Source organism: Paenibacillus protaetiae (genome assembly GCF_004135365.1).
Taxonomy (GTDB): Bacteria; Bacillota; Bacilli; order Paenibacillales; family Paenibacillaceae; genus Paenibacillus_AP; species Paenibacillus_AP protaetiae.
This window is the reverse complement of record NZ_CP035492.1, coordinates 2602753-2614691: the sequence shown is the minus strand read 5'-3', so window position 1 is coordinate 2614691 and position 11939 is coordinate 2602753. Positions and strand designations below refer to the sequence as shown.

Annotated in this window: 8 protein-coding genes and 1 pseudogene; all 9 read left to right on the top strand. The window is 53.3% G+C overall.

What is annotated here, in order from left to right; genetic code table 11:
* Positions 1-38 precede the first annotated feature (38 nt).
* The 9 genes and pseudogenes from ET464_RS12130 (at position 39) to ET464_RS12090 (ending at position 11694) form a co-directional block, all read left to right on the top strand.
* Positions 39-1007, top strand: a complete 969-nt coding sequence (locus tag ET464_RS12130; protein WP_129441226.1) for an ABC transporter permease — start codon at positions 39-41, stop codon at positions 1005-1007.
* 10 nt (positions 1008-1017) lie between these two features.
* Positions 1018-1899 (top strand): carbohydrate ABC transporter permease, encoded by an 882-nt coding sequence (locus ET464_RS12125; RefSeq protein WP_129441224.1) that lies wholly within the window; start codon positions 1018-1020, stop codon positions 1897-1899.
* Positions 1900-2013: 114 nt separating this feature from the next.
* Positions 2014-3069: a glycoside hydrolase family 88 protein gene (locus tag ET464_RS12120; RefSeq protein ID WP_425271770.1), complete on the top strand. Its 1056-nt coding sequence runs from the start codon at positions 2014-2016 to the stop codon at positions 3067-3069.
* Positions 3070-3389: 320 nt separating this feature from the next.
* A complete protein-coding gene (locus tag ET464_RS12115) occupies positions 3390-5729 on the top strand; it encodes a helix-turn-helix domain-containing protein (RefSeq protein ID WP_244226520.1) in 2340 nt (779 codons plus the stop codon).
* A gap of 34 nt (positions 5730-5763) precedes the next feature.
* The gene (locus ET464_RS12110; protein WP_425271769.1) at positions 5764-7374 is read left to right on the top strand and encodes an extracellular solute-binding protein; all 1611 of its coding nucleotides are present in this window, start codon (positions 5764-5766) and stop codon (positions 7372-7374) included.
* A gap of 290 nt (positions 7375-7664) precedes the next feature.
* The gene (locus tag ET464_RS12105; protein WP_129441216.1) at positions 7665-9182 is read left to right on the top strand and encodes an FG-GAP repeat domain-containing protein; all 1518 of its coding nucleotides are present in this window, start codon (positions 7665-7667) and stop codon (positions 9180-9182) included.
* 20 nt (positions 9183-9202) lie between these two features.
* Positions 9203-9562, top strand: a pseudogene (locus tag ET464_RS12100) (response regulator transcription factor); the annotation flags it as partial.
* The gene (locus ET464_RS20755) at positions 9560-10294 is read left to right on the top strand and encodes a winged helix-turn-helix domain-containing protein (protein ID WP_341869780.1); all 735 of its coding nucleotides are present in this window, start codon (positions 9560-9562) and stop codon (positions 10292-10294) included. The pseudogene ET464_RS12100 and the gene ET464_RS20755, both read left to right, overlap by 3 nt.
* Positions 10291-11694 carry a sensor histidine kinase gene (locus ET464_RS12090; RefSeq protein WP_165279988.1) on the top strand — a complete coding sequence of 468 codons (1404 nt, stop codon included), beginning with the start codon at positions 10291-10293 and terminating at the stop codon, positions 11692-11694. The genes ET464_RS20755 and ET464_RS12090 overlap by 4 nt, the downstream gene beginning before the upstream one ends.
* The last annotated feature ends 245 nt before the right edge of the window (positions 11695-11939 follow it).

Sequence of the window (11939 nt, the reverse complement as noted above, 5' to 3'; positions counted from 1 at the left end):
CCTCTTCTTTAATCGAAACGAGGTGACGACGGACCGCCATGCAAACCAACGTAAACGCAAACGCCAATGCAAGCACAAGCGCAAGTGCGAAGCAGAACTCTTTCAAACGCCGGTTTATCCGTGATTTCATGCTCAACAAATATTTGTATCTCATGATGATTCCAGTCATTGCTTTTTACGGGATATTCCATTATGCGCCGATGTACGGCGCGCTGATTGCATTTAAAGACTATTCTCCGATGAAGGGTGTGCTCGGCAGCGACTGGGTCGGCCTGAAGAACTTTGAAGATTTTTTTAACAGCTATTATTTTGTACGCATATTGAAAAACACGCTGCTCATCAGCTTGTATTCGCTTATATTTGAGTTCCCGGCGCCGATTCTGCTAGCTTTGCTGATTAACGAAGTAAGAAGCCGGATGTTCAAGCGGGTTGTGCAGACGATTACGTATATGCCTTACTTTATTTCGCTCGTCGTCATTTGCGGTATTATTACCGATTTTACGAACGCAGACGGGCTGATTAACCGGTTTTTCATGCTGTTTGGCTATGATGGGCAAGCGATGCTGCAAAAGCCGGGATTGTTCCGCCCGATCTACATTTTATCGGAAATATGGCAGCGGATCGGCTGGGAGTCGATCATTTATATCGCAGCCTTGATGAGCATCGATCTGGAGCAATACGAAGCAGCCCGGATTGACGGAGCCAGCCGGTTCAAGCAAATGCTTTATATTACGCTGCCGGGCATCCTCCCGACGATTGCCATTATGTTGATTTTGCGGATGGGCAACCTGCTCAATGTCGGCTTCGAAAAAATTATTTTGCTGTACAACCCGGTTACGTACGAAACAGCCGACGTCATATCGTCTTTCGTCTACCGGAAAGGTTTGCTCGAGTTCGGATGGAGCTACAGCTCGGCTGTAGGCTTATTCAACTCGGTAATCAATCTTGCTTTGCTTATTACGGCGAATTATGTTAGCCGTAAAGTAAGCAAAAACAGCTTGTGGTGAGGTGGCATGCATGAAAACGGAAACCGGCTTGTTTGATCGTGCGTTTGATGTCGTCATTTATACGCTGCTGATTCTCCTGGTAGTCGTTACGTTATATCCGCTGCTGTACGTGCTGTTTGCCTCGTTTAGCGATGCGGGCCAGCTGGTCGCAAACAAAGGGATCTTGTGGAAGCCGCTTGGCTTCAGCGTGGAAGCATACAAGAGCGTGCTGAAAAACCCGAGCATTACGACGGGTTACCGGAATACGGTCTTTATCGTTGTATTTGGCGTTATCGTCAATCTGTTTATGACATGTCTTGGCGCGTACGTCCTGTCACGCAAAAATGTGATGTGGAACAATGTTTTTATGTTTATTATCTTGTTTACGATGTTTTTCGGGGGCGGTCTTATTCCGCTTTATCTGGTTGTCAAAGGCGTCGGCCTGCTCGATTCGTTATGGGCCACGATATTGCCGTTCAGTATCAGCACGTTCAACCTGATTATTATGCGGACTTCGTTTATGGGGATTCCGGACAGCCTGGAGGAGTCGGCCAAAATCGACGGTGCCAATCATTTCACCATATTGTTCCGCATCATCATTCCGCTGTCGATGCCGGTTATTGCCGTTATGATTTTGTATTACGCGGTTGATAAGTGGAACGGATGGTTTTACGCATCGGTCTTTATCCGGTCCAGGGATTTGTTCCCGCTGCAGCTGGTGCTGCGTGAAATATTAATTGCCAACTCGACGGACAGCATGTCGACGGGCGCTTCGGCAGGCGACCGGTTTGAGATCGGGGAAACGATTAAATACGCAACGATTATGGTTGCAACGATTCCGATATTGTGTGTTTATCCTTTTGTGCAGCGCTTTTTCGTAAAAGGCGTAATGGTAGGTTCTGTGAAAGGATAAGCCATGCATATCGCATGATCGGTCTACAGGGAACAGGAGGCATACGGAATGAGCGAACGGGATTTGAAAGCAGCAGAAGCAATATGGAACAAAGTGGCCGGCAAAATCGGTCAAATGTTGGAACAGATCGGGGACAAATCGCCGCATGTGGCAGGGGCAAGCGGCCGCTACGACGATTTGCGGCTCGACTGGTGGACGTCCGGCTTCTGGCCGGGCATCCTGTGGCTTGCGCATGATATGACCGGCGAGGAACGGTTCAAGCAGGCGGTCTGGAATTGGGATGAGCGTTTCGAGCGGCTGTTTTTGCAGCCAAACAGCTTTGACCATGACGTTGGTTTTCAGTTTCTGCCGACAGCGGTCTACAAGCATAGGCTGACGGGAGATCCGGACGGCCTCCGGCGCGGACTGTTTGCAGCGAATTTCCTGGCCGGCCGGTTTAATCCGAAAGGCCGGTTCATCCGCGCCTGGAACGGGGATAAGCACGGCTGGTCCATCATTGACACCGCGATGAATTTGTCGCTGCTGTTCTGGGCAGCGGAGCAAAGCGGAGATCCGCGTTTCGCCCAGGTTGCGGCCGCTCATGCGGATACGGTGCTGAGCCAGTTTATCCGCGAGGACGGCAGCGTGCATCATATTGTCGTCTTTGATCCGGCAACGGGCGAGCGGCTGGAAGCATTAGGCGGCCAAGGCGCAGCGCCGGATTCCGGCTGGAGCCGGGGGACGGCATGGGCTTTGTACGGCATGGCCAACACGTACCGCCATACCGGCAATGCCGCTTATTTGAAGGCGGCGCAGCGGGTGGCGCATTACTTTATCGCCCATTTGCCGGAAGATCATGTGCCGCATTGGGATTTCCGGGCCGAAGAGGAAGCGGGCGAAACGCCGCGCGACAGCTCGGCGGGCGCGATTGCAGCGTCCGGACTGATCGAGCTTGCCGCCCATTTGCCGGAGAAGGAAGGACGCGGCTACCAAGCAGCTGCGCTCCGCATTCTGCAGTCGCTGGACGAGAACTATTGCACATGGGATAATCCGGCGCATGAAGCGATCCTGCTGCACGGTACAGGCCACAAGCCTGCCGGGCAAAATGTCGACGTATCGCTCATCTACGGCGACTACTTCTTTGCGGAAGCGATCGCCAAGCTAAACGGCTGGCGGAACCGGATTTTTTAAACGGCAGCTGGAGCCGATCTCCCGCGCGAATCGTCTGAACCAGGCCATGCTCTGCTAACGGTCTCGCCTGAACCGGGTCATGATGCTCTGCTGCGGACTCGCCTATATCAATCAAAAACAGCAAAAGCCTGAATGGACACCTCCCGTGTCTGTTCGGGCTATTTGCGCATGCTGCGCGGAAATGTAAGCGTTTTTACTTTTTGTAAATCGGTTTGCATTTTTTATATATTCCGCATGTGCGGCTTCTTTCGCTATAATAAAAGCCTACAATCATTGACGATTTAACCAAATCAATTGAACATACGGGTGATGAGCTATTGTTGAACATTCGGCAGTTATGGCGTAAACGGAAAAGCATTGTTGTCACGTGGCTTGTATCCTACAGTGCAGTATTAATTGTTCCAATTCTGATCAGCCTTGTTATTTATTCGCAGGCGAGCCAGGCGCTCAAAAGTGAAATTCACCGGGCGAATGACTCCTTGCTGAAGCAAATGGGCTATACGATTGACAATCAGATCGATTTGATGAAGCGGCTCAATACGGAAGTAGCATGGAATCAAAATTTGCAGACGCTGATGTACTCGAACAAGCAGGATAAAAGCACGCCTTATACGGCGCATGAGCTGGTGGACGAGTTCCGGTTGTATAAAACGTCCTATGCGTCGATTGATGAGTTTTATGTCGTATGGAACCAGGACTCGTCCGTGCTGCGTCCCGGCAATATCCGCTCTCTGCCGGTCGCGTTCCAAACCATTCACGATACCGGAGCCATGACGTATGAGCAATGGAAAGAGGCTGTGCTTGGCGGCGAAACAAACCGTTTTACGTTGCTGCCGCGCGAAGGGGCGGGCGAATCGGAAGCCTCAATCGCGTACATTACCCATTTGCCGCGGGATTTGAACGGCAGGGAGACCGGAACCGTCGTCGTGATGGCTGATACGAAGCGGTTTCAGGATGCCATTGAAAGCATCTCGGGTTTTAACGGCGGCCTTGTGCTTATTTTAAACCAGGATAATGAAGTGCTGCTGTCCAATCACCCGGACGCGCCGGAGCTGGCGCCGTTTATGGACGGCTCGCATGTGCGGCTTACTTCTCCCAGGGTGGGAGATTCGGAGCTGTTTTATATTCCGTCGGCGAAGTCAAACCTGAAATATGCGCTTATTATTCCAAGCCGGCTGTATTGGGAAAAGGCGGAATACGTCCGCAGCTTTACGTATATCAGCATTTTGATCAGCCTCATCGGCGCCGGCGTGCTTACATGGTTTTTTATGCGCCGCAATTATTCGCCGATCCAGGAGCTTGTCCAGACGCTTACCGACAAAACGGCGGACAAAGACCGGCCGGACGACTGGAACGAGCTGCATCTGATCCGCAAAGCGATTATGAGCGCGCGCAGCGAGAAGGATGAGATCGCCCTGCAGCTGCAGAAGCACCAGCATGTGCTTCGCTCCAACCTGATCAACCGGCTGCTGAAAGGGCGCCTCGATTCGCTTGTTCCATATGAGGAGGCGTTCCGATCCTATCATATGACGTTGTTATCCAGCCATTTTGCCGTTATTTTGTTTGTGGTCGAAAATGAGGAAAGCTTGTACGCCAATTTGCCGGGCATTGATGTTAATGAACGGAGGAAGCTGATCCAGTTCATTATCGCCAATGTCGTTGAGGAGCTTGCCCAGCAGCATCAGCATGTCGGTTACGTTGCGGAAGCGGACGATATGATTGTATGCCTCGTTAATTTGCGGCCGGATGCGGAGAACGGCCCGCAGGATTTGCATGATATTGCGCTGGAGGCGCAAAGCTTTCTGCGAAGGTACGATATGGAGCTGACGATTTCGACAAGCGGCTGCCATCCGTCCTGGGCGGGAATTGCCGAAGCGTACCAGGAAGCGGTGGATGCGATGGAATACAAAATGGTGCTTGGCAAACAAGGCATCATTTCGTATGAAGATATCCGCAGCGAATACAGCGACCGGGCGGAATACGGCTACTATTATCCGCTGCAGGTCGAGCAGCAGCTTATCAATTTCATTAAAGCCGGCGATATGGAGCAGGCTTCCGCTTATATGGACGAAATTACGACGCGCAATTTCGAGAAGCCGCTTATTTCGCTTACGATAGCCAAATGTCTTATTTTTAATTTGGCGGGCACGATGGTGAAGGCGATTAACGAGCTGGGAGAAGGAGATATTCTCGCAAGCAATCCGCTGTGGATGGACAAAATTATCGCCTGCGATACGATCCAGGAGATGCAGAAGGAGCTGCACGCGATGCTTGGGGAAGTATGCTCGTTTGCTGCTGCCAAACGCGTATCCAATTTGACGCAGGAGCGGGAAGATTCGCTGCGGGATTTAACGGCCAAGGTGACGCAATATATCGAGCGGAATTACCAGGATGTTAATCTGAATGTGAACGCTATCGGCGAATATTTCGACTTAAAAGGAAGTTATCTCTCGAAATTATTTAAGACACAGACCGGCGAAGGGCTGCTCGACTGCATCCACAAATTCCGGATCGAGCATGCCAAGCGGATGATTAGAGACAAGCAGGAATCTATTAATGAAATATCGCGGCTGGTCGGCTATAACGACGCAGCGACGTTCATACGGGTATTCAAAAAATACGAAGGCATAACACCGGGGAAATATAAAGAGATTTGTTAGTCATCATCGTGAAAAAAGGGGCTGAGCCGAATTGATTAACAAATATGTGGCACTTGGGCTTACGGCGGTGCTCGCGCTTTTGCTGCTGACCTCCTGCGAGCGGAATGAGGCTTCATCGTCATCTGATGCGGGCAGCGCTGCTTCAAGCAATTCGCCGGTATTGTCGTATTGGGCAGAGCTGAACGGCAACGCGGCCAGCACCAAATCAACGTTTCAAGAGGTGCCCTTTTTTCAGGAATGGCAGCGCAGAACCGGCGTAAAGCTTCAATTCATCCAGCCTCCGACCAATCAGGCGAAGGAAGCTGTTAATGTAATGCTCGCTTCCGGCGATTTGCCGGATATGATCGAATACGAGTGGAACAGCTATCCGGGCGGACCGTCGAAAGCGATCAATGACGGCTATATTTTGCGGCTGAACGATGTGATTGATCAATATGCTCCGAACCTGAAAGCTTATTTAAAGGCGCATCCGGATATTGATAAGCAGATCCGGACGGCGGACGGCAGTTATTATATGTTCCCCTTTATCCGAAACGAAAACGAGCTGCGCACATACCAGGGGCTGATTATCCGCAAGGACTGGCTGGATGAGCTGGGCTTGCCCGTTCCGACAACGATTGACGAATGGCATACCGTGCTTACCGCCTTTAAAAATAAAAAAGGGGTGGAAGCCCCGCTTATTTTTTTCGGCGTGCCGAGTCCGCTGTCCGGGGTGGAGAACGGCAGTTTTATCGGCGCATACGGTGTTGAAAAAGGTTTTTACATTGACGGCGGCAACGTGAAATTCGGGCCGATGGAACCCGGGTACAAACAGTTCCTCACTTTATTCCGCGACTGGTACAATGAAGGGCTGATCGACCGGAATTTCGCCGCCGTTGATTTCGAAACGCAGGATATGAGCATGATTACAGGCCGAAGCGGGGCCAGCATATGGAATGCAGGCGCCGGCATCGGCACGTGGCTTCCGGTTATCCGGCAGCAGGATCCGAAAGCCGAACTTGTTGCGGCGCCGTATCCGGTTCTGCATAAAGGGGACCGTCCCGAATTCGGGCAGCGCGCTTTGCAGGTCGGATCATCCGGCGGAGTAGCCATTACGACAGCCAGCAAGCATGTGGAAGAAGCGGTGCGGATGCTCGATTACGGCTACAGCACGGAAGGGCATATGCTGTTTAACTTCGGTATCGAAGGACTCAGCTATAAAATGAAGGACGGGTATCCGACATACACGGACCTGATTTTAAACAATCCCGACAAGCTTGCTCCATCACAGGCGCTGGCGATGTACACGAGAGCAAGTTATTTTGGCCCGTTTGTGCAGGACACGCGTTATATGGAGCAGTATTATACGCTTCCGGAGCAAAAGGACGCGGTGCGCATCTGGTCGGATACGAACGCGGATCAGCATCAGCTGCCGAACCTGCCCATGACGGATAAGGAAAGCGCCGAGCTGTCGGCTATTATGCAGGATGTAACTACCTACGTAGACGAAATGTCGCTGAAGTTCATATACGGCATCGAGCCGCTTGATTCTTTTGACGCTTTTGTGGAGCAGCTGAACACGTTAAATATCGGCCGCGCCATTCAGATTCAGCAGGCTGCACTCGACCGCTATAACAATCCGTCTTCATCGCTTTTGGCTCCTTAATGATATCGGCTTACCTAGCAAGCCCCCTCCGGGGCGTGCTTCAACTGCGTTAGTTGGAGGACGTTTCCGGCAGGGGGTGTTACTTTTTTGTAACGCACTCGCAGAAGCTGTTCATTATGATTAATTGTTAACGGGTGTTTCATGCTGTATAAACGGCATCAACACTCTATTTAATAGCAAGGATTACCGGATAATAACGGACATTCTGACCTTGATAGGATGCTATAATAGGATAGATTAAGAAGAAGCGGGCGGCAGCTTGCGGACGCATTAAGAGGGGGCGGAAGGGCATGGCCGCGAAAGGCAGCCAGGAACGAATAAAGGAACCGGAGCGGCATGCCGCTGTCCGGCGGGGGACGCCTGAGTCTCCTCCAGCCGGCGTCATATCCCGCTGGCGTACATACCGGAGCGTACCGGCAGCTTTAGTCCTGCTGCTGTTAGGTATACTTGCAGCAGGCTGCAAGTATACGGCTGCGCCGGCTGATCTGCTGCAGAAGCCGCCGATATCGTCAGAGAAGCAGCGTCTCGTGCAGGCGGTCAGCGATCTGCTGCCGGAATACAGCAAGCTTGCGCTTCCGCTGCGCGAGCAGAAATCGGAAGCCATCCGGCTTGTCGATATCGACCATGACGGAAGCGATGAAGCAGTCGTTTCGTATTTTAATGAATATAATGCGCCCGAGCTGATGGTGTTGTCCCGCAAAAACGGCAGCTGGAAGCAATGGGCGCTGATCGAGCAGCCGCTCGCCCGCCAGCTGGACTTGCTGCAAATTGCCGATTTGAACAATGACGGCACGATGGAGCTCATCGTCGGCTGGTCAGGCAACGGCTCGTTTGACAGCCCTAACATTTTGTCGCTGTATACGTTCGAACAGAAGCCGAAGCTGAACGAAGAAGGCAAGCCGGTATTGGCTGCGGCGGAATCAATGCCTTATATATACGCCGACCTTGGCGATGTGAACGGGGACGGAAGCAAAGAGCTTGCGGTCATTACTTCAAGCGGCAGCAGCGAGCAGGCGGATATGCCGGATTATTTTCTAACCTTGTACAGATGGAACGGCTATCATTTGGCGGATGTCCAGCAAATTCAGCTTCCATCGGACGTGAACCAATATGACCGTCTGCTGATGGGGAAAGTATCTGCCCGTAAAAACGGCATTATTGTTGAAGCGTCGATTGGTGCCCATTCCTCCTACACCATTATGTTTGCATGGGATAACGGCAAGCTGAAGAAGGTTCCGGCCGATGACCCTTATGAGGAGCCAAGCTGGGCTCCAGTCCAAAACGGCGATGTGAACGGGGACGGCATTTTGGAACTTGCGGAGCTGGTGCAGCCGCCGGACAGCGATGATGTTCCTTATGTCGGCATGATGTGGATTACCCGGTGGAACCAGTGGGATGGAGATAAAGGATTTAGGCGCATTATGGAGGAATACAGCAACTACGGGTATTCGTTCCGTTTTGCGTTCCCGGAAAGCTGGTACGGCCATTATACGATCGGCAGCCCGGCAGGCAGCCCGAAGTACAGTGTAGCCGAATTTGATTATTGGAATGAAAAAGGCGGCGTACGGGCGGAGCTGGCCACTTTGTATGTTGTTCCTCAGCAGCAATGGGACGAATACCAAGCGGAAATGAAGGATGCCGGCCGTCCGCTGAACATCCTTATGACGGCTTCGGGGCTTGTATATGCTGTGCATCTTGCGGATGGCGCGCCAGAATCGCTGCCGTCCGGCAATAAGAAAAGTTTTGAGTCGATGCTGCTTACGACCGAGCAGGCGAAAGGATGCCTGTCGCTGATTCAGGATAACTAAGTAAAGCGGGTGAGGAGAAGTTGCATATTTTGTTATTGGAGGACGAAGAAGCGATTCGCGGGTTTGTACGGATCAACCTGAAGCGAAACGGGATGGAAGTGACAGAAGCGGATAACGGGGAAACGGCGCTTGAACTGGCCGATACGGAAGGCCCGTTTGATATTGCGCTGCTGGATGTCATGCTGCCGACCATCAGCGGCTTTGAAGTGTGCGAGCGGCTGCGCGAACGTTACCCTCGTATGGGCATTATTATGCTGACTGCCAAATCCCAGGAGGAAGATAAAATATACGGTTTGGAGCTCGGCGCGGATGACTACGTGCAAAAGCCGTTTAGCCCGGGCGAGCTGATCGCCCGGATCAAATCGCTCGCGCGCCGTATGATGCTGGAACCGCATATGCCGCAGAGCGCTGGAGCGGCAGGCATCGCAGCGGGGCCAGCGCAGGCGCAGGATGCAGCGGAGCGCGAAGCGGCAAGCGCTGGCGCTGGAGCGGCAGGCACCGCAGCGGGGCAAACGCAGGCGCAGGATGCAGCGGAGCGCGAAGCGGCAAGCGCAGGCGCGGGAGCGGCAGGCACCGCAGCGGGGCGAGCGCAGGCGCAGCCGCAGGATGCAGCGGAGCGCGAAGCGGCAAGCGCAGGGGCTGGAGCGGCAGGCACCGCAGCGGGGCAAACGCAGGCGCAGGCGCAGGATGCAGCGGAGCGCGAAGCGGCAAGCGCAGGGGCTGCAGGCGGCGGAGGGTACCGCTACTGGGGTCGTGCGCCAGAGCCGGCGCCCGTCGAGCCTGCGGCGGCGGTGTCCCGTCCCGGCGTGCTTCGGCGCGGCCGCATGACGCTTTCGATTCCCGAGCGGCGCATGTGGAAGGATAAGGACGAAATTATTTTGACCCCTACGGAATGGACGCTGGTCCGGCTGCTGATGGAGCGGGAAGGGCTTGGCGTTAGCCGGGATGAAATATTAAGCGAAGTGTGGGGCCGGTTTTATGTCGGCGATCTGAAGGTTGTGGATGTGAATATCCGGCGTATCCGGCAAAAAATCGAAGATAATCCTTCCGATCCGCAAATTATTGAGACGGTATGGGGCTACGGGTACCGCTGGAAACGGAGCGCGCCATGAAAATCGGTATGAGCAGTATTAAGACGCGGATGGTTTGGAGCTATCTGCTGCTCGTATTTTTTGTGGTCAGCGTGCTGGGCGTTCTGTTCGGATCGCTTATATGGAATTACTATTACGGGAGCGCGCAAAGCTCGGTCAAGCAGCGGGCGATATCCGCTTTGGCGCAGCACAGCCGTTCGCTGGCGTCCTTAACGCCGCAGGATCAAGGCCAATATATGCTGAAATATATGGCGGAAGGCGGCACGAGGCTGCAGCTGCTGGACGGCGACGGCAACGTGCGGATTGATTCGGACGGTTTTGCCGAGGAATTGCGTTACACCACGCCGGATGTCAAATCAGCCGAGCTTGGCTCAACCGGCACATGGATGGGGATTGACCCTTATTACGGCGAGCGTGTAGCGTCGGTGACCGTTCCGGTCTGGAACGGCGTGCGCATCGTATCCATGCTTCGCTATTCGGCGGGACTGAGCCAAGTCGACGATATGGTGCTCCAGCTCATCCGGATGACTTTTTTTGTGGCAATCGGCGTACTGCTGCTCGTGCTTGGCTTAAGCTTATGGATGGCGCACCGCATCGTGAAGCCGATTAAGGAGCTGACCCGGGCGGCCCGCTATATGGCGGACGGCGATTGGACACGCAGAGCTTACAAACGCAACAATGACGAAATCGGGCAGCTGGCCGAAACGTTTAATTCGATGGTTACCGAGCTTGAAAAACGCGAACGGCTGAAAAATGATTTTATATCCTCGATTTCGCATGAGCTGCGGACGCCGCTGACGTCGATCAAAGGCTGGAGCGAAACGCTCAAGGATGGACAACCTGAAGATACGGAAGAGATGCAGATGGGCTTGTCCATTATAAGCCGCGAGACTGAACGATTGTCCGGGCTTGTTGAAGACTTGCTTGATTTCTCGAAGCTGTCCGCGCGCAATATGGAAATGCTGACAGAGACGCTGGATTTCAATGGGCCGGTCCGGGAGACCGTCCGCCAGCTGGCAGTCCGCGAGGAGCAGACGGGCGTGAAGCTGCTGGCGTCGCTTGGCAAAAGCCCGATTATCGTCAGAGCGGATGCAAACCGCATCAAGCAAGTTATGATCAACTTGATCGACAACGCGTTTAAATATACGCCGCATGGCGGATCGATACGGGTTACCACGACAGTTTCGGGTGACGAGGCCGTGCTCACTGTGGCCGATACCGGAACCGGCATATCGCCGGAAGACTTGCCGCATGTCACCGAAAAGTTCTACAAAGCGAGCACCGGGCATGGCGGAAGCGGGCTTGGGCTGGCGATATGCGGAGAAATTATTGATCTGCATGGCGGAACGATGTCGATTGACAGCGAACCGGGTGCCGGAACCATTGTAACCGTTAAGCTCCCGCTGCTTGCCGGGGAATAAGCGGCGATATGAAGCGGCGGATAACCGGCAGTCTGAGTCCCGGTTAGCCGGCTTGAACAGCCGATGCGGCGGACTTGGCTAATATGCGAGCTGCTATAACGATTTGCCGCAAACATGCAGGCTTTTCCCATCTCAAACCGTCCGCAAGGATGATTCAGGAGGAGAGGCCTGCATGTTTGCATATACCCGCCGGCATCTTCGGATTTTTCTGGACAGCCGGGCTCAATTATTCTTTGAAAAAAAGC